19 protein-coding genes and 1 pseudogene are annotated in these 22,908 nt (G+C 47.5%); 10 read left to right on the forward strand and 10 right to left on the reverse strand.

Going from position 1 to position 22,908, the window contains the following annotated elements:
- Positions 1-97 precede the first annotated feature (97 nt).
- Both JNN12_01500 and JNN12_01505 read right to left on the reverse strand, forming a co-directional pair.
- Complete coding sequence (locus JNN12_01500) at positions 98-1,375, reverse strand: adenosylhomocysteinase (protein ID MBL7976986.1); 1,278 nt, start codon at positions 1,373-1,375, stop codon at positions 98-100.
- 54 nt (positions 1,376-1,429) lie between these two features.
- Positions 1,430-2,599 (reverse strand): methionine adenosyltransferase, encoded by a 1,170-nt coding sequence (locus JNN12_01505; protein ID MBL7976987.1) that lies wholly within the window; start codon positions 2,597-2,599, stop codon positions 1,430-1,432.
- Positions 2,600-2,899: 300 nt separating this feature from the next.
- On the opposite strand from JNN12_01505, the gene JNN12_01510 reads away from it, so the two are divergent.
- Positions 2,900-3,136: an acyl carrier protein gene (locus JNN12_01510; GenBank protein ID MBL7976988.1), complete on the forward strand. Its 237-nt coding sequence runs from the start codon at positions 2,900-2,902 to the stop codon at positions 3,134-3,136.
- Positions 3,137-3,236: 100 nt separating this feature from the next.
- Here the strand turns inward: JNN12_01510 and JNN12_01515 are convergent, their stop codons facing one another.
- From JNN12_01515 to JNN12_01530, 4 genes are all read right to left on the reverse strand, one after another.
- Positions 3,237-5,171: a hypothetical protein gene (locus JNN12_01515; protein MBL7976989.1), complete on the reverse strand. Its 1,935-nt coding sequence runs from the start codon at positions 5,169-5,171 to the stop codon at positions 3,237-3,239.
- Positions 5,172-5,183: 12 nt separating this feature from the next.
- Positions 5,184-5,837: a deoxynucleoside kinase gene (locus tag JNN12_01520; GenBank protein ID MBL7976990.1), complete on the reverse strand. Its 654-nt coding sequence runs from the start codon at positions 5,835-5,837 to the stop codon at positions 5,184-5,186.
- 149 nt (positions 5,838-5,986) lie between these two features.
- Complete coding sequence (locus JNN12_01525; GenBank protein MBL7976991.1) at positions 5,987-6,502, reverse strand: hypothetical protein; 516 nt, start codon at positions 6,500-6,502, stop codon at positions 5,987-5,989.
- Entirely contained in the window at positions 6,499-8,559 is a 2,061-nt protein-coding gene (locus JNN12_01530) for a tetratricopeptide repeat protein (protein MBL7976992.1), read from the reverse strand. Before JNN12_01530 ends, JNN12_01525 begins: the two co-directional genes overlap by 4 nt.
- 405 nt (positions 8,560-8,964) lie before the next feature.
- On the opposite strand from JNN12_01530, the gene JNN12_01535 reads away from it, so the two are divergent.
- The 4 genes from JNN12_01535 (at position 8,965) to JNN12_01550 (ending at position 11,971) form a co-directional block, all read left to right on the forward strand.
- Complete coding sequence (locus JNN12_01535; GenBank protein ID MBL7976993.1) at positions 8,965-10,113, forward strand: hypothetical protein; 1,149 nt, start codon at positions 8,965-8,967, stop codon at positions 10,111-10,113.
- Between the two features lie 12 nt (positions 10,114-10,125).
- A complete protein-coding gene (locus JNN12_01540) occupies positions 10,126-10,578 on the forward strand; it encodes a hypothetical protein (GenBank protein MBL7976994.1) in 453 nt (150 codons plus the stop codon).
- 236 nt (positions 10,579-10,814) lie between these two features.
- Positions 10,815-11,282 carry a hypothetical protein gene (locus JNN12_01545; protein ID MBL7976995.1) on the forward strand — a complete coding sequence of 156 codons (468 nt, stop codon included), beginning with the start codon at positions 10,815-10,817 and terminating at the stop codon, positions 11,280-11,282.
- 230 nt (positions 11,283-11,512) lie between these two features.
- Positions 11,513-11,971 carry a hypothetical protein gene (locus JNN12_01550; GenBank protein MBL7976996.1) on the forward strand — a complete coding sequence of 153 codons (459 nt, stop codon included), beginning with the start codon at positions 11,513-11,515 and terminating at the stop codon, positions 11,969-11,971.
- A gap of 89 nt (positions 11,972-12,060) precedes the next feature.
- On the opposite strand, the gene JNN12_01555 is transcribed toward JNN12_01550, so the two are convergent.
- Positions 12,061-12,330: a DUF5615 family PIN-like protein gene (locus JNN12_01555; GenBank protein MBL7976997.1), complete on the reverse strand. Its 270-nt coding sequence runs from the start codon at positions 12,328-12,330 to the stop codon at positions 12,061-12,063.
- Here JNN12_01555 and JNN12_01560 point away from each other — a divergent pair.
- The 5 genes from JNN12_01560 (at position 12,253) to ggt (ending at position 21,309) form a co-directional block, all read left to right on the forward strand.
- On the forward strand, positions 12,253-12,474 hold the full coding sequence (locus tag JNN12_01560) for a hypothetical protein (GenBank protein ID MBL7976998.1): 222 nt from the start codon (positions 12,253-12,255) through the stop codon (positions 12,472-12,474). The two genes, JNN12_01555 and JNN12_01560, sit on opposite strands and share 78 nt — an antisense overlap.
- 328 nt (positions 12,475-12,802) lie before the next feature.
- On the forward strand, positions 12,803-14,044 hold the full coding sequence (locus JNN12_01565) for an aminotransferase class V-fold PLP-dependent enzyme (GenBank protein MBL7976999.1): 1,242 nt from the start codon (positions 12,803-12,805) through the stop codon (positions 14,042-14,044).
- 210 nt (positions 14,045-14,254) lie between these two features.
- On the forward strand, positions 14,255-16,312 hold the full coding sequence (locus JNN12_01570) for a peptidyl-prolyl cis-trans isomerase (GenBank protein MBL7977000.1): 2,058 nt from the start codon (positions 14,255-14,257) through the stop codon (positions 16,310-16,312).
- Positions 16,313-16,477: 165 nt separating this feature from the next.
- Positions 16,478-19,396, forward strand: coding sequence for a TonB-dependent receptor (locus JNN12_01575; protein ID MBL7977001.1), 2,919 nt, complete (start codon positions 16,478-16,480; stop codon positions 19,394-19,396).
- Positions 19,397-19,512: 116 nt separating this feature from the next.
- Entirely contained in the window at positions 19,513-21,309 is a 1,797-nt protein-coding gene (ggt, locus tag JNN12_01580) for a gamma-glutamyltransferase (GenBank protein ID MBL7977002.1), read from the forward strand.
- A 250-nt stretch (positions 21,310-21,559) separates the two neighbouring features.
- Here the strand turns inward: ggt and JNN12_01585 are convergent, their stop codons facing one another.
- The 3 genes and pseudogenes from JNN12_01585 to JNN12_01595 form a co-directional block, all read right to left on the reverse strand.
- Positions 21,560-22,018: a peptidylprolyl isomerase gene (locus JNN12_01585; protein ID MBL7977003.1), complete on the reverse strand. Its 459-nt coding sequence runs from the start codon at positions 22,016-22,018 to the stop codon at positions 21,560-21,562.
- 124 nt (positions 22,019-22,142) lie between these two features.
- On the reverse strand, positions 22,143-22,538 hold the full coding sequence (locus JNN12_01590) for a hypothetical protein (protein MBL7977004.1): 396 nt from the start codon (positions 22,536-22,538) through the stop codon (positions 22,143-22,145).
- A gap of 70 nt (positions 22,539-22,608) precedes the next feature.
- Positions 22,609-22,830, reverse strand: a pseudogene (locus JNN12_01595) (transposase).
- Positions 22,831-22,908: the final 78 nt, after the last annotated feature.

A 22,908-nucleotide genomic window follows, 5' to 3' on the forward strand; every position in this document is an offset into this window, starting at 1 on the left:
CTTAGACCATGTACTTTTTGAGGTGCTATTCCCGAAAATAAAAAAAGCCACCCCGTATGATAGAGGTGGCTTCAGGAAATCGTTGCTCTTGCTTTACTCAGGTTCCGGCAGCATAATCGGTGGCATAAGCCACTTGCTCTTCTGTTAGGCTATCAATTTCGAGGCCCATCGTTTCGAGTTTAATCCGGGCTATTTCCTGATCCAACTCTTCGGGTAAGTCAATAACACGGGGGCTAAGGTCACCGCCATTTTCATGGGCCTGAATCAGGTTCAGGTGGGCCATAAATTGGTTGGCAAAACTCATGTCCATAACCTCGGAAGGATGTCCTTCGGCAGCGGCCAAGTTAACGAGACGACCATCGGCAAGTACATAGACTTTTCGGCCATTTTCGAGTGTGTATTCAACATTATTGTCCCGAATGGTACGGGCATCTACGGTCAGTTCGCGTAATTCCACCAAGTTTAATTCCACGTCATAGTGCCCCGTATTAGACACAATAGCCCCTTCTTTCATCGAGAGAAAGTGTTCGCCACGAATGATGTCTCGCATACCCGTTGCCGTAACAAAAATATCCCCAATTTTGGCGGCCTCTTCCATGGTCATTACCCGATGGCCTTCCAAGATGGCTTTTAAGGCCGCTGTTGGCTTCACTTCTGTCACAATCACATTCGCCCCCATTCCTTTTGCACGCATGGCTACGCCACGTCCACAATGACCGTATCCGGCAACGACAAAGTTTTTACCAGCCAGCATCACACTCGAAGCACGCAGGATCCCATCTAAGGTAGATTGTCCGGTTCCATACACGTTATCAAAGTCCCACTTGGTTTCGGCATCATTCACGGCATAAACGGGATAGAGTAACTTTCCGTCTTCCGCCATAGCACGCAGACGGTGTACACCCGTTGTGGTTTCTTCAGACCCGCCAATGATGTGGTCTGCAAGGTGCGGGTATTTGTGGTGAACCGTAAAAATCAGGTCTGCCCCATCGTCTAATGTGGTGTGGGGTGGTTTATCTATGGAGCGTTCGATGCACCAATAAAACTCCTCGGTATCCATCCCATGCCAAGCATAAATTTCAATACCAGCTTCTGCAAGGGCTGCAGCCACTTCGTCATTGGTCGAGAGTGGATTACATCCGCTCCAAGCGACCTCGGCCCCACACGCCGCAAGGGTTTCGATCAGAACTGCCGTTTCTTTGGTAACGTGCAAACATCCGGTAATTTTATATCCGGCAAAGGGTTTGAGTTTGGCATATTTCTCGCGCAAGCTCATAAGGACGGGCATACGGCTTTCGGCCCATTCAATGCGCAACCGTCCCTGAGGGGCTAAACTCAGGTCGCGGACTTTGTAGGCGCCTTCTTTGTGATCCATGTCGTTGTGATAATTATATTTAGGTAAAGAATGTTACAATTAATTTCAGGAGGTTTAGGCGCGTTTTGCGGCGGCATTTTTTAACGCATCCACATAATTTAGTTGTTCCCATGAAAACATTTCTCGGCCAAAATGTCCGTATGCAGCCGTTTGTTGGTATCCCGGCTTTAACAAATCCAACCGTTGGATGATTGCACTTGGTCGTAGGTCAAATACCTCGGCCACTAACTCACCCAATACCACATCCGAATATGTACTTGTTCCATATGCATTTACATTCACCGAAACGGGGTCTGCGACACCAATCGCATAGGCCACTTGCACCAAAGCCTGCTCTGCCAAGCCAGCCGCAACCAAATTTTTGGCCACGTGTCGAGCGGCATAGGCTGCGGAGCGATCCACTTTAGAAGGGTCTTTTCCAGAGAATGCGCCGCCACCGTGTGCCCCCCATCCGCCATAAGTATCTACAATAATCTTTCGGCCAGTCAACCCTGTATCACCATGCGGACCTCCAATCACAAACCGTCCGGTAGGATTTACATGCAGAACGAGTTGGTCGTCTAACATCTCCGCCGGAATGACCGCCGGAATCACATATTTGCGAACGTCTGCGGTAATCTGTTCTTGTGATACCTCTTCGTCGTGCTGGGTGGATAATACGATGGTATGTACCCGCAGCGGTTTGGTACGGTCGTCGGTATATTCAATGGTTACCTGACTTTTTGCATCTGGCCGCAAATAGGGCATCCAGTGAGTTTGCTTGCGGATTCGGGCCAGTTCCTGTACCAGACGATGAGAGAACTGGATAGACATGGGCATATATTCTGGCGTCTCGGTACAAGCAAAGCCAAACATCATGCCTTGGTCGCCAGCACCTTGCTCCTCATGCAAGCCGACACCTTCGTCCACGCCTTGCGCGATGTCGGGGCTTTGGGCGTGAATTGAAGAAATGACCCCACAAGACTCGGCATCAAAACGGAGTAAAGGATCCGTGTATCCAATTTCCCGAATAACCTGACGGGCAATTTCTTGAACATCCACATAGGCATTGGTGGTTACTTCGCCCGACAATACTACCAAGCCGGTTGTCACCAAGGTTTCTACTGCCACACGACTTTTGGGGTCTTGCTCCAAAAGGGCATCCAAAATAGCATCCGAGATTTGATCAGCCACCTTGTCCGGATGACCTTCCGAAACCGACTCCGAGGTAAAAAGATACGCCATAAAAACTTGTCAAGAATATTTGGTTGGTTGCAAGAGCAGCAAAAAGGCCGCTAAAAAGTAAAGTTAGGAAAAAAAGCCCCAAATTTTGACTGCATTCTCCATGAATTAGATATGGCAAACGCACCACTTTTTCTTATGATGCTGATAAAACATGAATTTAGTTCCATTTTTTTTACCAGAAGCGGTTTCGTCTGGCTGCTTAACAGTGTCAAGATTTGACTCTTCATGATCTGTATCTTAACTTAACAGATCTACAAACCTTTTACAACACAGCAAAAAACCTTATCGGAGGTTGTATCCATGGATATCGAAGCCAAAGTTAAATCCATTATTGTTGAAAAATTGGGCGTTGACGAAGATAGCATTGAACTGACGCACTCTTTCACAAACGATCTGGGCGCGGACTCTCTCGACACCGTTGAATTGATCATGGAGTTTGAAAAAGAATTCAATCTCACCATCACGGACGAAGATGCCGAAAGCATTGCCACCGTAGGTGCAGCGATTGATTACCTACAATCCAAAGTAGGCGCATAAGCCCTCCTTTGCTACAGTTCCTATCCCGATATTTTTTATGTCGGGATTTTTTTTATGTCTCCATCAAGCCCGTTTTAGCCAACCGACCATTGAGGAGCGTTTAGTCCAATGGCCAAAAGACAGAAAACCGTAATGCTCGTGCGGGTAGTGGAAAGGTGGGCACACGATAGGTTCCGGGAAAAAAAGAAAAACCCGCGAGCAAATTTTCGGCAGCAAGGTGTAGGGTAGCTGCTCGGACTTGTGCTTCGGCGGCCACATCCACCAGAATAGCAGCGGGCACAGTAGGATAGTCCTCTGGTACCACACCCCAAAGATCCAACCGATTGGACCATCCAAGGCCCTCATGTGCTGTATAATAACGGACTTGTAGATAGGTTTTGGCAATTAGGTCTTGTTCAAATCCCAAAAACCGCAAACCATAACGAACCAAACCGGATAATAATGGGGCAGCCTGATTTGAGGTGGAGGTTTGTACCTGCGCTTGCATTTGGCCAAACCAGCCTTGTGTTGCCCGTTCTCGCCAGCCCAACGTAAAAGCTCCCCCCAACGTCTGTCGGTTTTCTGCAAGGAAGGAAATACGTAAGTCGGAGTCTAAGCGCGTATTTTCCCCATAATACCCCATAAACCCCAAGGCTTCCACCCGCCAATGCGGTCGTACCTGCTTCCAGCCTGCCTGTAGCCACACAAATGAAATGTGAGGTGCCAAACCACCGGTGGCCAATAGTAAATGATTAATGCCAACGGAGGCAAAAGGGGAACGGGATGTTAATCCTGCGCCTGCCGAACTCCAAAGCCGTCCCTTCGCCATACGAAAGGTGGCATTGGGCAAAAAGCCCGCATTCGTCCAGCGAATATCGGAATGCCATGTTAACCGGAAGCCGCCTTTAGACAAAGAATCCCGAATTCCCAATTTTACTTCTGGCCACCACCACTGTGTGGCGGGAATCACGGTGGTTGGTTTTATCTGTAGTGCAGACCACTCGGTGACCCAAGTCCGGCCTTTTGAAGTAGGTTGCTCTAACCTAAAGCCATAGCGATGTAACCGAACTTCTTGGGTATCGGCCAAGGTTTGGGTATAAGAACGAAACTGTTCGTATTGCCAAAAGGCCGTCGTACTCAAGGGCTCGGTCCAACGTTGCACATATTTTTTTCGATGAACGATGGCAAAATCGTTCCACTTGGTTTGCCGATTTCTTCCGGCATCGCGCACCAGGCCAATTCGGGTGTCATAAATGGTATCAAAGTCGCTACCGGAAGGCAATATACCCGCATGAGCCTCGCCTCGGCGGCGGGTATGCAGGTTTCGGACCTCAAAGGCATTGTTGGGGCGTTCGTATCGAATCCTGAGTAAAAGTGCAGATCCCACCGATTTGGCGTTGGTAAAGGCATTTTCGGCCTTATCGGAGGCCACCCCCATCAAAAATTGTGTGCGGGCGGTTCTTTTGAACCACTGAACCACCCGATTTTGGGCATGTAATACCGAGGCCGATTGTAGGCCGTCACCGCCCGTATTGTAACGCATTTCGGTGGGTGTGGCCTTTTCGGTGAATGACCGAAAACGAGACGAGACCCCCGGAAGCCCTCTATTTTCTTCGGGGGAGAAATGGAGGGGCGACAACCAAGCAAGCGGTATAAGGTCGAACCGAGGAGCGCCACTTAATAAATCTCGAAAAGAAGTGCCTTCCACCTGAAGGCCAGTGTGTTGCGGCAAGAACCCAAATACAGACCATCCATGTGGCCAGCCATCCGCACCCAAGTCATAAGTATAGCCACCGGGCATTTCGGTAAGCAAACGGATGGTTTGGTGGTGTGATGTTCGGGCTGGAATTTCGTTCCCCAGAACAACGCCATACACGGGCATCCGAAATCCAAATCGCAGGCTATCCACAGAAGCACGTCGGGTGGAGTCGGCGGGCGTCTGACTTAAAACAAAGGGGGCCATCAGAACCCATGCCCCCAAAAAAACAACGAGGCATCCAAATCGGGTCTTCGTATGGTGGTTCCAAGACCAATAAGGATTGGATGACTGCATCATGGGTATGGGGCGCTATTCGGCAAACAGTCCATAAAGCCGCCCTTCAATCTGAGAAATGATTTCTGCGCGTCCTTCTTCATGGTTAACAAAATCCAAATCATCCACATTGATAATCAACTTAGGCCCCACATGATAACGCTCCACCCAGTCTTCATACAATTCATTTAATCGCTTCAGATAGTCTATACTGATATTGCTCTCAAACTCCCTGCCGCGAGACTGGATGTGCTCCACCAACGTGGGAACCGAGGCCCGCAAATAGACCAACAAATCCGGCGGTGTTAGGTATGAGGTCATGATTTGAAATAACTCGGTATAGTTCTCATAATCGCGTTGCGACATCAGGGCCATTTCGTAGAGGTTGCGGGCAAAAATTTCGGCATCTTCGTATATGGAACGATCTTGTACCACCGAGTGGGGCAAGTTCTCAATTTCCTGTTGCTGGTTAAAGCGGCTGGACAAGAAAAATACTTGCAAATTAAAAGACCAACGCCGCATATCGGCATAAAAATCAGCTAAGTACGGATTGTCTTCGACTCGCTCGAAATAAGCTTCCCATTTAAAATGGTTACTCAAAAGGCGGGTGAGGGAACTTTTACCGGCGCCAATATTGCCAGCGATGGCCACGTATTTTTTTCCGGCAGAGGTTTTTGCAGCTTTTGGCATGGATGTTTAAACAAGTAAAAACCCTCCAGCGGCCACCGCGCCGGAAGGATGAACAAGGCATAATGGATGGTGTACACGGGGAAGATAATAGATTTTCGGGGTGTGGATTGTGGATATTTTTAGGGAAGATTCAGAACGAGTCCCGTATTTCAAAGGGTGGTTTTATTGCGTTTTAGACGAAAACTGGATATGAGGTACAGGAAAATCACGCCTAAAGCCCCAAATTTAAAGGCCGCACTCCACCAAGCACCCACCACCCAACCTTCTATATTGCCCTGCATCACTTGCAGAAGGGCCATGTTCTCTGTTACATCCAGAGCCACTGCCCCAATCACCAAACCTTTCATCCACCAAGTGAGGGTTTGCGGAATCCGTTTATTCCGGCGTGCTACGCCTCTTACCAAAAGTACCAATGTCCCGCCATACGCCAGCATAAACAGAAAATCCCACCACAGGCTTTGGTAAGCCGCTGCTTGTCCAGAACTGCCCCAAGCGCGTAGGATGTGGAGGGCATGCTCCGGCGTTCCTGCAAACTCAAAAGCCACAATGCCGTAGCCTTTGACCACAAGGTGCGCATCTAAGGTGCGCATCACCACAAACAGGGCCAGTGCAAGCGCAGAAACGAAGAAGGTGAGCGAGGTTTCTTTGGATTTTTTTGGGTTCATTGGCGGGAAGATTCATTTTTCACGTTCTCGGCCTGGGATTTTTCGGCGATTCTACGGGCGTCGTCTAAGCGTCCGGACTTATGCAAGGCTTCAATCAAATATTCCCGTAATACCGCATTCATGGGCGTGGCTTCGTGTCGAGCCATCCACTTATCCGCGAGTTCGGAAAGTTGTCCCTGAGACCGATATAAGTCTATCAATGCCCGATATGCTGGCGCATATGCTGGTTTTATGGCCACAATCCGTTCGTAAGATAAAATGGCCAACGGAATGTTACCCTCTGCCTGTAGCAACGCTCCTAATGCTTCTTGGTTTTCCGTGAGTTGCGGAGAAAAATTGGCCGCTTCATTAAAATAAATCCGTGCCCGGTCTATTTCGCCCAATCGCCGATAGTGGGTTCCCACATAATAAAACAATTTGCCAGAACCTTGATAGGTTTGAAGCAAATCGGAAATCACACTTTCCACCGAAGGCCGCGGACAAGTGGCGGTAAAAAACTGAAAAGCCCTTCCGCCTAATGCGTCATATTCTTCTAAGGCGTCTTTGGTACTTTGTCGGTTCTCTGATTCTTCCACACTTCGGTTTTGCACCTGCGAGACCTGTTGTTCTTGTAGGGCCTTTACGCCCCGTAATGCTTTTCGCAAACCTGTTTCGGCCCATTCACATTGTTTAGGATCATCTTTTGGGGTCAATTCTGCCAAGCCAATATAGGGCAAAGGGTGTTGAGTAAGGCGTTGAATGGCTTTTCCGTATCCCGATTTTGCGGCATTCCGGTCGCCGAGATGTGCCTGCATTTCTCCCCAGCGCATCCAAGCCGTTGTTGCTTGGGTAGAATCGGCGGTGAGCGCGAAATAGGTTGTTGCGGCTTCTGTCCAGCGCTTCATGCGGCGTTGCAAAGCACCAAGCGCGTTTAAGACCTCGCGGTCTTTGGGCGTAGTCTCGCGTAAGGCTTCCAACTTTCCAAGAGCCACCGTCAAACTGTCTTGTTGTTCATAGGTACGAGCAATGGCCAGTTTAACCTTTCCTGCCTCGCCGGTCATAACAGCAAGTGTGTCGTAATACGCACGGGATTTGTCCCACTCCTGCGTCACCTCGTGGGTTTGTGCCAGTTTTTTGACGATGGCTGCATCTTGAGGCAGGAATTTTCGTTGTCGCCGGAGGAGTTCCACAACAGCGGTATAATTAAAATTCTGCTCGTTAATTTGCACTAATGCGTCGTAGAGACGCTTTTCTTTGGGATTTTCGCGCAAGAGTTTATCAAAAACCGTTTGCGCCTCATTGTTTTTTTGGTTGGCCAGTAAAATTTGCCCATACATCAGCCCCACATCCAAGTCGCGAGAATTGCGGTCATAAACCACTTTCCACGTTTCTTCTAACTCCTTAAAACGCCTAAGTTCTAACAAGCACTTGCCCTTCATTTGTAATAATTGGGCGTTGTTCGGCCATTTCCGCAAGGCTTCCTCGGCCACATTCAAGGCTTCCTCCCACGCTTCTTCTTCCAGATGCAAAACAATTAGATTGTGCCGTGCCGAGAGCGAATCTGGCAAATACTGCACAGCCCGTTTAAATTGGTTCAGGGCTTCGTCCTTTTTTTGGGCTTGATACGCCAAACCGCCAAACCGTTGGGCAATCGCGCCGAGTTGTGCCCGAATTTGCGCCCGACCAAAGCCCTCCACCCGCGCTCCTTTCTCCATTGCGGTGTCTATTTCCTCTAAAACCGTCTTGGCATCCATCAATCTACCAGACTGTAGCCAAATATCTGCTTGCATAGATTTTAGCCTCAGATCATTCGGAAATACTTGTAACCCTCTTTTGATGGTGGCTTCTGCTCGAATGCTGTTCTTGGTCTGGAGGTAACAAAAAGCCAATGCCCGGTACGCTTCGTTGTTTTTGGGGTTTTGCCGAAGCGCTTCCTCAAACTTAACAGCCGCTTGCCCAAATTGGCCTTTTTGGAACAACCGAATACCATCATTATACGGGCCTGTTTGTGCATGAACCACGACCGTCATGCACAAAAGTAAACCGACTAACAAACCCCAAAATTGCCTATGACCCATGATCTACCTGAATAGTGAAAAGCAACAAACGTCTCTCTGCCTGAAAATACGATGGATTCCCCCGCAACGGATCGCTCAGGCGTAAAACTTATTCGCATTGGTTCGCAGTCCTCATCACTGCACTAAGGTCATACTCAAAACGATGTCTATAACACCATAAGTAATCAGATCATAAGTATCTGTTTTTTATGAATAAAAGTAAATTCAACTATGACAAAAGTGATTAAAAAATGATTTCTCTATAATAATATTTTTATCTGCTTGACAAAAACAATCTTTTTATTTAATTTATTCAAACCTCTTCTTTACAACCAAAATACTTATACCTATGCACAAATCTCCCCCCCCTGTAGTTTAGGCAGAAAAAGATCTTTATCCGAGTATGGTCGTATGATTCTCGTTTGTATGATCTTGTTTATTTTGCCCGCTTGCGACTCAGCTTCGGTAGTACCTGAAACACAGCAAGAAAAAGAAAAACCACATCTCGTTATACGGCAATATTCTCCTATTTCTTTCTATATTGCCCATCGCGAGTTCGTGAACATGAACCCCACATTGAAAGAAGGTGCGGAATTTGAAGAAAAAGCAATGGCATATATTGAAAATCGCCTGCTTGAGATGGAGCCAGAAAAAAAGGGATATACGGGGATGCTTAAAGCATTTGACAACCAACAAAAAGAAAGTATATCCGCTTATAAGCTCCGATTGGCACTCTCTGGGCTTTCTAAAACTGAATCCGATGATGCGCCTGAACCCGATTTTCCGGGCTTTGTGACGACTATAGAACAAGAACTGGCCTTCCTCAAACCCGCCGAAGCCGAACGAAACGACTTGTTGGCCTTGGAAGCTGTGGTAAAGCAAAAAACCAATCTGGGGAAAACGTTCTCCGCAGAAGCCTATCAGGGGCAAATACGGGAACTAAAGAAGACGCTGGCCACCACTTGGTTGAATGACGAGGAAACTTGGGAGGTGTTTACAACACCATTGGAGGAAGTCATGGAAATAGATGGTACAGCGGATATCAGTTATCCAGATCCAGGCCGAGAGCGTCTTTTTGCTGTGTTTGCTGCCTTGAGGCTTGCTTCCCACTTCCTTGTGGTTACACGTACACTCTTGGCAAGAAAATATGCAACCGACGAGCAAAAACGCTTATATCCAAACAGTGGTGGTGGTGATGAAGGCGATGCCTTCCGACATGTTTACGTCAATGTTTTAATGAGGAGGTGGCTGGGAAAAAATCTGGCACGCGATATAGGGACATTGTATGAAATCATAAGGCCAAATGAACCGCGCCACCGTGCAATGGACTTACACAACAACTATGTAGGCTATGATAGTCAATACGACGCACTCCGAGGGCATTGGTTATTAGATGTGCTTGACTGGTCGGAAATGAGCCAACGTACTGCTGCCTTCATTGAAAACAGCAACAACGGGCATTATATCGCAGCGTGGCGGGATGGTAATGAACAATCACACCCATCGAATTATGATGATGCCTATCTTGTTGCAAATAGTATAGATGGGAGCAAGTACATTTATATTAACCCTTAAACCAAGTATGCCATGATTAAACATACACTGCTCCTTTGCACACTCCTTTTAGGGCTTAGTGGCTGCGACAGCGTTCGAGATTTTGTCTTCTACGGAGATAGGGTATATCCAGGCAAAGTTTTGGAAAGCAACTTGGTTGAGGAAACCTTGGTCTTGCGGGATACCTTAGATACACCTTCAAAAACCTCTTCTTACCTTTTTGAACGGCTGGGCTTTGCGGAAGGAGTGCAGAAAGACGACGTGAACCGGATTTTACTTGCTTCTTTTTTCTTAATTCCAGCAGAATATGACCCTAAAAAGATGATACATAGTAAAAAATACCGCGTTAGTGCAAAGTTTATACGAACCACACATTCATCACAGTATATTTTTTGCAAGGTCGAAAACTATCGCCCCTGTTTAGAAAAATATGACCTTGCACCCGTTGGTTTTTTCCACATCACCTCTATCGAGCCGCTCCCATAATATGTGCGGGGTGTGGCTACCACTACACCCCGTTTTTTTGGGGTAAGAGATGAGTGTAATACCAAAGCCTTCATTGAGAACAGCAACAACGGGCATTATATCGCAGCTTGGCGGGATGATGATCCGCCTACTCCTGGTCCTACAATTGTGCATCCAACTTCCCATAGTTCAGCTATGGATATTGCCAGTCTTGTTGCAAGCGAGAAATATATCTTTATCAATCCATAGGAGGTTTTATGAAAACAAAAATTTTTGTGATAATTACTTTCCTGTTTTTGTCAGTTATAAGCGGATGTGATCTCTTTACATCTGGCTTTTCCGAAACGTATTACAAAGTAGCCACTCCAGAAAAAGTGGACATCGTACAAGAGAGGATGATTTTAAGAGGGGTTATTGATGTGGTTCCTAATGACGGGGTTGTTTCGCTGCTTTTTGAACGGTTGCAATATACCGAAAAAAGCCTACTTCAGGACGTAAATCGTGTAATCGCAGCTAATAACGCGCTTGTTACACAGGTAATACCTGAAAAAAGTTACAAGATAGGAAGTACCTATGAGGCAAGTGCAAGATTTGATCAAGTAGCTTGGTCACAAGATTGCAAAGCAATTGTTCCCGATCACATTTTTTGCACTACTAGAAAACGGTCGTGGGATTATTTCCCCATGGCAATGTTTAGTTTAACAGAGGTTAAAGAAGTACCATAAGTTTAAGAAGACCGTAGCCTTTGCTGCGCCATTTTTTTTGTAGCGGGAAATGAGTCGACGTACTGCTGCCTTCATTGGAAATAGCAACAACGGGTATTATATCACGGCGTGGCGGGATGACCCCAACGGATTGTATCCTTCGACTCATCACCAAGCACAAACTGTTGCTCAAACCGTAAATACCAAATTGTATATTTTCTTTAATTAGTAATTATTTGGTTTATTAAATAATGAAAACACATTATTACTATGCGATTAGTATTTGCCTATTGTGGCTTGCTGGTTGTGACACCCTTGATTTTGACGGCTATAAGTCGTATAAAGAAGACATTCAATGGGAGAATCTGGTTGGAGAACAAGTTGTATTAATGCAACTTCCAGAGCCATCAAGTTCGGAAGAATGGCCATTGCCTATGCATATTCGCTATATGTTGTTCGAACGACTTCAAAAAGAAGATCGTAACCGACTTGTATATGCAAATTTTGCCGAAATACCTGCGTTGCTTGATACCACAAATTTAGGAATCGGACAAAAATATAAAATCAATGCAAGGATCGTCGGGGAAACCGCTGGCTTGGCTTTAAGACCCTTGTGTGAACTCGCTCCATCCTACCTTCCTTGCGGGAAGGGCTACGACTCAATCAGGATTGCAAAATATCAGCTTGTTTCCATCGAACTGCTCCCCTAAGGTGTACGGGGTGTGGTCGCGGTTGCACCCCGTTTTTATGGTCGCAAAACAACATATCTTCATCAAACCACAGGAGGTTTTATGATTCCTTATCGTAGATTTTGTCTTTTCAGTTTATTAGGGTTGCTGGTATTTATCTGACATTCCCCACCCTTCAGATTCGGAAATAGTATTTTTTTGCCTGCTCGCCCATCTTTCGAAATTACAATGCGCAACTCTTGAACAGATAGAGCACATATTTCATGGTCTTTGGTACGTTCTTTATTGGGTAAATTGTCCGTATGCACACAATCGTAGCCTTTTTCTTGAATGAACAAAGCCAATTTGTAGGGAAGCTGGGCATCTACGATAAATTTCATGCTGCCAGCTTAGAAATGGATTTTACTTTTGACAAACGCGCAGCATACATCAAACGTTTTGCGGCTTGGCGCAGTGGCGGATTTAGCTTCGCTGATTTTCAATTCGGAGCACAAAACAGTCAACCAGCACAAATGTTGATTTGAAAAACTACTGTTCAATTTACCACGTCCCCCGCCATTACGCCAAACTACTGTTATCGGCTGCCCTTCTTTTCTTCTGTCACTGTTCTTCGGTCTGTTCTTCTCCTCTGTCAATTTTATATTCTTTGGAATCACCCTGAATTACAATTTTGTCAGAGTCCCAAGTTAGCTTTATTGAACTGAGCTTCGCTACCAACAAAACATTCGGTCCTGCGGACGCGAAAGGGTTGCTAATCTTCTCCCAAAACAGGTGTTTTGTGATTATTTTACCATACGAGTCATGCTCCTTTTCGTGGACCAATTGCGCCATAACAAACCAGAACCGCAACAGATGAACCCATTTCTTTCCCTCAAACATCATTATGCAGTACCGGACTACCCAGCCATTGAACTACGCGCCTTTACGCATGGCCTAATGCCTCGAAGCGTTCCGGCGATGATGCAACGTTTTACAGAAGATTGGCAACAACAAGGGGTGGATGCTTGGAACCACATCCCAAACCATTGGAAACCCGACTCCGACGAAAAAGTGGGTTGGTGGAACTTGCCGGAATACTTGGCGGATACCTTTATTGCGCCCATGCTCGGTGCGCCTGCCGGATCGTGTATTTTGCTTCCCAATGTCCACGCCGCCATCACGGGTCTGATGTCGTGCAGCCAATTGTTTTTACATAAAAAAACAGTGGTTGTACCTGCCGATGCCTTCCCTTCCGTGTTGTACCCTGTTCATCAATGGCAACAACTGTATGGACTCCGGCTGCACATAGTACCGCCAGATGTCTACGGATTTTGTAACCGAAAGGCCATTTTAGACGCCATTGACACAGACACCGCCCTGGTTTTTTTAAGCCATGTCGGATTCACTTCCGGAGAAGTCTTGACAGACGATTTTGTGACCTCCGTAGCAGCAAAAGTACACCTTGCTGGTGGCTTATTGGTGGTAGATGGCTATCATGCCACGGGATCGGTACCCACGGCTGTACAAGAAACCAAAGCCGACGTTTATGTGGGTGGGTTACTCAAAGAGGCCTCTGGTTCAGCAGGAAACGGCTACCTTTATATACGTCCGGGCTTAGACTTGCGGCCCACCACCGCAGGATGGTTTGCAGATGCGGCACCCTTTGCCTTTAACCTCAAGCCCACATGGCATCCGGAGGTAAGACGGCGTTTTTTGGGCGGAACCACGGCTGTCGCGCCCTTATATCATGCCGTTGAAGGGTTAAAAATCTTACTGGAAGCAGGCATTGACCGTGTTCGGGCCCACACCCTCGCTCTCACGGCCCACGCAATAGACCACATACAAGCCCTCCCGATTACGCTCCGGTCACCCGTGACGCCAGAAAAACGGGGCCCCATGTTGATACTCGAAATGCCCCATGCAGACTATATGTGCCACCATCTGAAAGCACATCATATTTTCACCGATAGCCGCAAAGGAAACCTCCTGCGCTTGGCCCCCTTTGTCTGGAATAGCCAAACAGAAATTGACCAGACCTTTCGCCTTATCGGAGATGCTTTAAAATCAAATAGTTACCTTCATACTTCATTTACGTCAGAAGGGCCTGTCACCTAAGTCAAGACGATTTTCAAAACAAGATTTTGGAAATATTCGAGCGAAACATGGTTGTTACTTGGTGTTTTTGGTTTGATTGTTGTATATTTTAAAACTGTACCGATCCGGCGAAGTCCTAACACGCCGGATTTTTTAGCGTTTTTGCAAACTAAACAGACCCCCCTTTATTTTAGGCTAAGTTGAGGTTTTTCTATGGGTGTCATGAACAAAATGCGGGAAAGCACCGCAGCCATTCTTTGGATATTGGTCATTGCTTTTGGTGGAATCTGGGTATTCACAGACTCTGGTGCGATGGATGTCATTGGCCGGAGCAATGCCCTGAACGTTGCAACCGTTGACGGTGAACCTATCGAACGGGAGCAATTTCAGAATTTGCTCAACAACTACATCCAGCAGGCCCAACAAAACGGCCAAGAAGTTACGCAGGCGATGCGAGATCAATATAGTGATCTCGTGTTTAATGCCCTGATTGAGCGCAAATTGCGCGAACGTGAAATGAAAAAACTGGGCATTCAGGTGACGGATCAAGAGGTGATTGACATGGTTTTTGGGGCCAGTCCCGATCCCATCATCCTCCAGTCTTTCAGCGATGGCAAAGGTGGTATTAACCGTACTGCGTTGAAAAATTTCTGGGAAAACGCCGAACGTCGTCCGCAGGTATTGCAAATCCAAGACTATCTCCGCGAGAAACGTGCGCAAGAGAAGCTGGATAAACTCCTCGAAGCAACCGTTCGGATTTCCGATGCCGACGTGGTGGACGAGTATCTAAGGCGTAATCAGACCTATTCCGCAGAATACATAGCGCTACGATATGCCGACATTCAGGACAAATCGGTTACGATAAGCGATGCCGAACTCCGGTCGTACTATAACGAAAACAAAGAAGAGTTTAAGCGCAAGAAGTCCTATTCGTTCCTCTTTGCCAGTAAGCAAACTACGGCTACCTCTGCCGATAGTGCCCGCGTGCGGAATGAACTTGGTACCCTGCGCGAGTCCTTCGCCAATGCAAAAGACTATCGTAGTTTCTTTACGCAAAACAACTCAATGGCGCCCTTAGACTCTACCTATCGCGATAAAAGCCAATTTGGCCCCGTTTTGGCCAATATGCTTTTTGCGAACCCAACCGTTGGTACCGTTGTGGGGCCCGTTGCCGATGCAGGGGCATTTCACTTGGTCAAGATTCTGGGTGTAAAGTCTGATCCGGCTTATACAGCCCGTGCGAGCCATATCCTTGTTGAGCAAGAAGCAAAGGCGAAGGAATTGATGACACAATTACAAGCAGGAGGTGACTTTGCCACCCTTGCAAAAGCCAATTCCAAAGACCCCGGTTCAGGACAGAATGGGGGAGACTTGGGCGAAGCCCCTACCGCCAATTACGTGCCTGAGTTTAGAAAGGCCGTAGAAACCGCTCCGTTAAACCAATTAGTAGGGCCTGTCAAAACCCAATTTGGCTACCATATCATTAAGGTTGCTACACGGACGGCTACTACCTCTTCTAAGATACAAGTGGCCAACTTTATGCGCCCAATTGATGTAGGTGCAGAAGCCGTAGATCGGATCCGCAAGAGCATGGAGGATTTTCAATATTTTGCAACCGAGGCCAATGACTTCCGTACCGAGGCCAAAAAACAAAAACTTCAGGTGCAAAACACCTCGGTGGAAGAAGGCGCCAACACCATTCCCCTTTTGGGTCCAAGCCGCGCCATCATGAACTTTTTGGCCAAGGCCAAACCGAACCAGATCAGTGATGTGGTGGAGTTAGACGACAAAATGGTGGTGGTTCAGTTGCTTGAAAGCAAACCAGAAGGATACAAATCCGTCGAAGAGTTAAAGACCGTATTGGAACCACGCGCTCGAAACGAAAAGAAAAAAAATATCCTCGAAGAGCGATTCCGGACAGCGATGACCAAAAATGGTTTTGGCAATGGTCTTGCACAAGCACTCAAAACCAATGTTAATACCGCAACCGATCTTACGTACAACAATGCGCTGATCCAGACATTGGGCCGCGAAGCGAAGTTTGTAGGCGCCCTGAGCGCCCTGAAGCCGGGACAATCGAGCGGTATTATTGTTGGTGAAAACGGTGTTTATGTGGTGAAGTTAACGAGCAAAGGCAACTTCAATGCTTCTACCATGAAACCAGATGAAAAGGCCGAAATTGTACAAACGCTCCGCCAACAAGGTCTTCAGCAAGTAAAAACCCGTTGGATGGAACAACTGCGCGAAAAAGCAGAGATCGAAGACTTTAGAAGTAATTTCAACCTCTAAGTTTTTAAATGCTCTCGTTATTGAAAACTCCGGCCTTTCCGCCGGAGTTTTTTTATGATATATGCCAAACTGTTATATCAATATAGTTTTCCTTTCCTAAATTAAGTAGTATATTTATTGATCCCACCTAATAAACCTTCACTCCAAACCCAAAACCCAAGCCGTATGATTCCCTTTAAAACCAGCGCCCTCCGAAGGAGTATCCCTGCTGTATTTTTAGCCCTCTTTTTATTAACCCCGTTTGCCTGGGCGCAAACCACCCTTACTGGTAAGGTAACCGATGCGGGATCGGGGCAGCCCCTTCCCGGTGTTACCCTGCTCGTCGTTGGCAAACAGATCGGTGCAGTCTCAGGCACAGATGGAAATTATCGCTTGTCTATCGCCGCAGGTTCGTATCAAATCCGGGCCAGTTTTGTGGGTTATAAAACCCAAGTTGTAACCACCACCATCAGACCTGGGCGGAATGTATTGGATGTCGCCCTTCAGGAAGACCTTATCGGTAGCGATGAAGTGGTGGTACTAGGCACCCGTCGTGAAGACCGCGTTGTGACAGATTCTCCGGTACCGATTGACGTCATCACCCCGCGCGAGCTTCAGTCCACGGGCGCAACCGAGACCATGCAGGTGCTTCAAGCGATGGTTCCTTCCTATAATGCGCCGCAATCCTCGATCACGGATGGAACCGACCACATCAAAGTGGCCACGTTGCGTGGTTTGGCTCCCGACCAAATGTTGGTGCTTATCAATGGTAAACGCCAACATACCAGCGCACTTGTGAACGTGAATGGTTCTGTCGGACGTGGCTCTACAGGTATAGACATGAACGCTATTCCCTCCGGAATCATTGAGCGCGTAGAAGTCCTGCGAGACGGTGCTGCTGCCCAATATGGTTCCGATGCCATTGCTGGGGTCATCAATTTGGTTCTCAAGCAGAAAAAAGGGTTAGATGTACGGGTGAATGCTGGACAATACGTTTCTAACGAATTAAGAGGCTATACCGAAAGCGAAGGAAACCGCTTAGCCTTGGATGGTAGCTTAGCAAAAGATGCCAGTGGAAATGTCTTGGATGCCGCCGGAACCTATAACTGGGACGGCGCCAACGAAGCAGGGACCAAGCGACTGGGCGGCTCACCACAAGAAACCATTTCTCGCCTTGATGGGCAGTCTATCGACCTAAACCTTGGATATGGCTTGGGCTTGGGCGAAAACGGCTCCCTCTACCTCGCTGCTAACTTTGTGGATAAAGCCCATGCAAGCCGCGCCGGATTAGACCCACGCCGCAACTACTTTGGGATCAATGCCGATGGCACGCTTAACACCAGCCAAACCGCAGGAACCGATGATCCTCGTGAAGCCACCTTCGATCGTAACAACTTCTGGTATGGTAATGGAGAACAAACTGGTCTTAGCCTGTTCTTCAATGGTAATATCCCTTTAGGCGATAGTGGCGCCAACCTTTATGCCTTTGGTGGGTATAGCAACCGAGAAGGGCTTACAGGCTGTTTCTTCCGTCCGGCCAGCGATAACCGCACGATCCGTAGCCTTTATCCCGATGGTTTCTTGCCGAAGATCAATGGTCTTGTAACCGACTATACCCTTACCGGTGGATTTAAAGGTACGCTCGGCGATTGGAGCTATGACCTGAGCGAAAAATATGGTTCCAATACCTTGCGCTTCAATATGAAAGATGTGGCCAATGTGACCTATGGCGCCACATCTCCTACCAAAATTGACTCGGGTGCATTGTCTTTTGGCCAAGCCACAACCAACTTAGACCTCTTCCGTCAACTCGACGTCGGAATGGCATCCCCACTTTCGGTGGCACTGGGCGGCGAATTCCGTTGGGAAAACTATAAAATCCTTCAAGGAGAAGAGGTTTCGTACAAAGATGGCGGACAAAAAGTATTGGATGGTCCCAATAAAGGTGCTGCAGCAGCCGTGGGTTGCCAATGCTTCCCCGGTTTTGCGCCCAACAGCCTTTCGGATGCCAAACGGACCAGTTTCGGCGCTTATGCAGACTTGGAGAACAACATAACGAACAATATTCTCTTGAGTCTTGCTGGTCGTTTTGAAAACTACAGCGATTTTGGTTCTAACTTCTCGGGGAAATTTGCCACCAAAATTGACCTCACCGAAAGCCTTGGCTTGCGTGGCGCCATCAGCACTGGATTCCGTGCGCCATCCTTGCAACAGCAATACTTCACCACCATCTCCACCAACTTCATCAATGGTGTACCGTTTGAAGTGGGTACGTTTACGGTTGATTCTCCTGTTGCCAAAGCCTTGGGCGCTACCGCGTTAAAACCAGAAACCTCTTTTAACCTGAGTGCAGGGATTACATTTAATGCTGGTAATTTTGCGGCTACGATTGATGCTTATCAGATTGAAATCAAAGACCGGATCACCTTTACCGAAAACTTTACTGGAACGACTGTACAGAATTTCTTGGCTACCAAAGGCATCAATGCAAACGGTGGACGCTTCTTCACCAATGCCATAGATACCCGCACACAAGGCTTGGATCTGACGGCCCGTTATGCAACCCAAGTAGGCCCAGGGAAACTCCGAGCCTCGGTAGCGCTAAACCTCAATAAAACCGAGATTACGAATGCCGCAGCAGATAAGAAAAACTCGTTCCTTCGCTACATCCCTGCAACCCCTGGCCTCGAGGCATTAGGCTTTACGGCCTTGATCGGTCGTCAGCGCTTGAATGATTTTGAAGGCGCGCAACCTACCGACAAAGAAACCCTCACCTTGCAATACGACATCAACAACATCGGCATTACCTTACGTGCCATCCGATACGGTGAAGTAACTTCGCTGGCTGCTGATGCCCCAGACAGTACCACCGGATTTAATCCCCGCGACCAGGTCTTCTCTGCAAAAACCTTGTTTGATGCCGAAGTGAACTACAAATTCCGTCGTGGTGCGCAACTTTCCATTGGCTCCAACAATATTTTGGATGTTTATCCAGACAAAGTTTGGAAGGTGGACAGCAACAACGGAATTCTACCCTATAGCGCATTTTCGCCCTTTGGCTTTATGGGTCGCTATGTTTATACCCGCCTGAGCTACTCACTCTAAGCGGAATCTATGGTTGAAAAAGAGGGGTTTAGCACACGTTAAACCCCTCTTCTATTTTGCGTTTTGTCCTTTTCGATTGTAGATTCCGATTCCTTCCAAAACAAAATCCCCTTTCTATGAGACGCTTCCCTGCCTTTTATGTATTGCCCTTGTTATTAAGCCTGTTATTTGTTTCCGGCGGCACCCTTTTTAAACCAACCGAGCAAGCCCTGTATGCCGTCCCCGATCCCGTTCGTGGCGAGAAAGGTATGGTGGTATCCGCACATCCCGAAGCAACAAAAGCCGGACTTGAAATCCTCAAAAAGGGCGGCAATGCCGTGGATGCAGCCGTTGCAACAGGATTTGCCCTTGCAGTAGTGTATCCGGTGGCTGGAAACATTGGTGGTGGAGGCTTTATGCTCATCCGAGACCAAGACGGAAAAGCCACTTCTTTTGATTATCGCGAGAAAGCACCCGAAGCAGCCACCCGCGACATGTTCTTGGATGAAAAGGGAAATTTTGTTTCTACCCGCAGTACAAAAGGATATTTGGCCAATGGCGTACCTGGAGCCGTAGCGGGTATGCTGAAAGCCCATGCAGCCAAAGGGAAACTCCCACTTTCGTTGGTAATGGCTCCTGCAATTCGGCTGGCTTCGCTTGGCTGGCGGCTCACTGATCAAGACGCCGATATGTTTAATCACTTTTATAAAGATTTCACCGAATTCAAGTCAACCGCTAAGTATTTCACGAAAGGCAGTCCAGACAAAACCTATTTGGCTGGGGAATTATTCATCCAAAAAGACCTTGCTGCCACTCTCCGCCGCATCCAACTAAAGGGCCATGACGGGTTTTATAAAGGCCCAACAGCTGATTTGATTGTCGCTGAAATGAAGCGTGGCGGTGGGCTTATTACCCATAAAGATTTGGCCGCCTATCAATCCAAAGAACGTTCCGTGGTCACCGGAACCTATCGCGGGTACAAAATTTTCTCTATGCCGCCCCCTTCTTCCGGAGGGATTGCACTGATGCAATTGTTGAATGCCGTAGAGCCTTATAACCTCAAAGAGATGGGCTTCCGTTCGAGCGAACTCATCCATTTGGAGGCCGAAGCCATGCGGCGGGTGTATGCTGATAGGGCCGAATGGCTGGGGGACCCCGATTTCTTCTCGGTTCCACAAGACCAAATGATACAAAAACGCTATGCTGCCGAACGGATGAAGTCTTTTAATCCCCAAAAAACAACACCGAGCGAAACCATCAAACACGGAAACCCGCTGGCCGTAGAGTCCACAGAGACCACCCACTATTCAATAGTGGACAAAGACGGAAATGCAGTAGCCGTCACCACAACCATCAATGGGGCTTTCGGGAACTTTGTTGTGGTGGATGGCGCAGGCTTTTTTCTGAACAATGAAATGGACGATTTTTCCGCTAAACCAGGTACGCCGAACATGTTTGGCGTGATCGGTGGGGAAGCCAATGCCATCCAGCCTCATAAACGCATGTTGTCTTCCATGACCCCCACCATTGTGGACGATCCTCAAGGCCGATTATTTATGGTGGCAGGCTCACCGGGTGGCTCTACCATTATTACGACGGTGTATCAAGTTATTACCAATGTCATTGATCATGGCATGAACATCGCGGAGGCCGTTTCGGTACCACGCATTCACCATCAATGGCTACCCGAAGTGCTGTTTCACGAAAAATGGGCCTTTCCCTTGGATGTTGCGCGGAACTTGGAAACCAAAGGATGGAAACTCTCGCAACGCGCCGGAACCAGTGGGATGGCAGATTGTATCCTGATCTCCCACGAAACCGTTTCTACCAAAACCGATCCTAGTGGCCTAAACACCAATCAGGCCAAGGCCATAAAACGGGTTTATTGGGGTGGGGCAGATCCTCGTGGGCAGAGCCTTGCCTTGGGTTATTGAACCCGTGCTTCTTTCGATTTTTTCACCAGACAGTTTGTTTTTCTCGACAAGCTGTCTTTTTGTTGTCTGGGTGCAAAAAACGACCTTTTCGAGCACCTCTATGAATCCAAGAAGTGCTTCTTTTTCTTAAACGGTTGTTTAGAAACCCCAACCATCCACTTTAGGCTACAATAAAAAAAGAGGCTACCCCCACCAAAAGGAGATGCCTCTTTTAAAAAAGTCCGGATCATCGTTCACCCGAAGCGCAAGATCATGCTTGCTCCCGAATCGTTACGGCAACAATTTGGTCTCCTTGCTCAATTTCATCCACCACTTCCACTTTCCCCTCAGTTACTTTTCCAAAGACCGTGTGTTTTCCATTCAGCCAAGGGGTTTGGATATGCGTAATGAAAAACTGACTCCCGTTTGTCCGTGGGCCTGCATTTGCCATTGAAATAACACCCGGTTCATGCACCAAGGGGTTTCCGGCAAATTCATCCTCAAAACGATAGCCCGGCCCCCCACGGCCAGTACCCGTGGGATCACCGCCCTGTACCATAAAGTCTGGAATCACGCGATGAAAAACTGTCCCATTATAAAACCCTTGTCTTGCCAGAAAGACAAAATTATTCACGGTTTTGGGGGCATAAGCCGGATAAAGTTCCAATTCGATATTACCCTTAGAGGTTTCGATGGTAGCGATGTACGTTTTTTCCGTATCAATTTCCATCTCCGGAGCCGTATTCCACTGCGGAAAGTCCTTTTTTCCAAAAAGATTAAACATGTAGCTTGATTTTTATGAACGATTCTGACCTCGCAGAGGCCTGTATGTACCGAAAATACATCAAATGTAGCTACTCAACAAGTTCTACACGCAAGGTCAACAGAGCAATAGGCGTGGTATTGGCTTCAAATTCGGGCATTAATTTTTGAAAAGAAATTCGGTAGCCCTGCACCACCACTGATTTATGGAAGGTCGTTCCTGTATCGGTGGAAAAGAGCGAAACCCGCTGCGATTGTCTGTTGGACCACAGGCTTAGCTCCACTTCGGCCACCCCTTCCCAGAAACATTGCATACCGGGCATACATCTGGAATCAGAAACCACCCGTTCAAAACGGAGTTGTATATCGGAACCAGGTAACGTGGTAGATTCCTGTTGTTTTAGGTTAAACTCATCACCTTTTTGAGAATTGAATGTGCTACATCCACCCATCAGAGTAAGAAGCAATACAAGGCTTATGTTTTTCATAGACTGTTTGGCGGCTGTGCTTTTTGTTTGTCCATTATGGCTCTATGCCTAAAATGACATGGTCCCATTTTCATGGACACAGCGTTAAGTTAGAAAAGTAGCGTTCCTCAAACTTGTCCGGGCCAAGATACCCCAGTGCCGAATGTCTCCTTTTCGGGTTGTAGGAGCAGGCGATGTAATTGAACATTTCCGTGTAGGCATCCTCAAAGGTATCAAAAATCTCGTCCTGCAAAAGTTCGCCCTTGAGCCTACTGGAAAAGGACTCTGCGAAGGCGTTATCATAGCTTGCGTGACATGTTCTGCCAGTAGCCCCGCTTTGCTAAGTGCTTTCTGAACGTTGCACTGTCGTACAGGCTGCCTTGGTCGGAAT

The organism is Bacteroidetes Order II. bacterium (assembly GCA_016788705.1).
GTDB lineage: Bacteria > Bacteroidota > Rhodothermia > Rhodothermales > UBA2364 > UBA2364.

What these genes read in the sequence shown, in the direction of transcription:
- JNN12_01500 (MBL7976986.1), bottom strand. Translation starts at nt 1,375, where the DNA reads ATGGATCACAAAGAAGGCGCCTACAAAGTCCGCGACCTGAGTTTAGCC.
- JNN12_01505 (MBL7976987.1), bottom strand. Translation starts at nt 2,599, where the DNA reads ATGGCGTATCTTTTTACCTCGGAGTCGGTTTCGGAAGGTCATCCGGAC.
- JNN12_01510 (MBL7976988.1), top strand. Translation starts at nt 2,900, where the DNA reads ATGGATATCGAAGCCAAAGTTAAATCCATTATTGTTGAAAAATTGGGC.
- JNN12_01515 (MBL7976989.1), bottom strand. Translation starts at nt 5,171, where the DNA reads ATGATGCAGTCATCCAATCCTTATTGGTCTTGGAACCACCATACGAAG.
- JNN12_01520 (MBL7976990.1), bottom strand. Translation starts at nt 5,837, where the DNA reads ATGCCAAAAGCTGCAAAAACCTCTGCCGGAAAAAAATACGTGGCCATC.
- JNN12_01525 (MBL7976991.1), bottom strand. Translation starts at nt 6,502, where the DNA reads ATGAACCCAAAAAAATCCAAAGAAACCTCGCTCACCTTCTTCGTTTCT.
- JNN12_01530 (MBL7976992.1), bottom strand. Translation starts at nt 8,559, where the DNA reads ATGGGTCATAGGCAATTTTGGGGTTTGTTAGTCGGTTTACTTTTGTGC.
- JNN12_01535 (MBL7976993.1), top strand. Translation starts at nt 8,965, where the DNA reads ATGATCTTGTTTATTTTGCCCGCTTGCGACTCAGCTTCGGTAGTACCT.
- JNN12_01540 (MBL7976994.1), top strand. Translation starts at nt 10,126, where the DNA reads ATGATTAAACATACACTGCTCCTTTGCACACTCCTTTTAGGGCTTAGT.
- JNN12_01545 (MBL7976995.1), top strand. Translation starts at nt 10,815, where the DNA reads ATGAAAACAAAAATTTTTGTGATAATTACTTTCCTGTTTTTGTCAGTT.
- JNN12_01550 (MBL7976996.1), top strand. Translation starts at nt 11,513, where the DNA reads ATGAAAACACATTATTACTATGCGATTAGTATTTGCCTATTGTGGCTT.
- JNN12_01560 (MBL7976998.1), top strand. Translation starts at nt 12,253, where the DNA reads ATGCACACAATCGTAGCCTTTTTCTTGAATGAACAAAGCCAATTTGTA.
- JNN12_01555 (MBL7976997.1), bottom strand. Translation starts at nt 12,330, where the DNA reads ATGAAATTTATCGTAGATGCCCAGCTTCCCTACAAATTGGCTTTGTTC.
- JNN12_01565 (MBL7976999.1), top strand. Translation starts at nt 12,803, where the DNA reads ATGAACCCATTTCTTTCCCTCAAACATCATTATGCAGTACCGGACTAC.
- JNN12_01570 (MBL7977000.1), top strand. Translation starts at nt 14,255, where the DNA reads ATGCGGGAAAGCACCGCAGCCATTCTTTGGATATTGGTCATTGCTTTT.
- JNN12_01575 (MBL7977001.1), top strand. Translation starts at nt 16,478, where the DNA reads ATGATTCCCTTTAAAACCAGCGCCCTCCGAAGGAGTATCCCTGCTGTA.
- ggt (MBL7977002.1), top strand. Translation starts at nt 19,513, where the DNA reads ATGAGACGCTTCCCTGCCTTTTATGTATTGCCCTTGTTATTAAGCCTG.
- JNN12_01585 (MBL7977003.1), bottom strand. Translation starts at nt 22,018, where the DNA reads ATGGAAATTGATACGGAAAAAACGTACATCGCTACCATCGAAACCTCT.
- JNN12_01590 (MBL7977004.1), bottom strand. Translation starts at nt 22,538, where the DNA reads ATGAAAAACATAAGCCTTGTATTGCTTCTTACTCTGATGGGTGGATGT.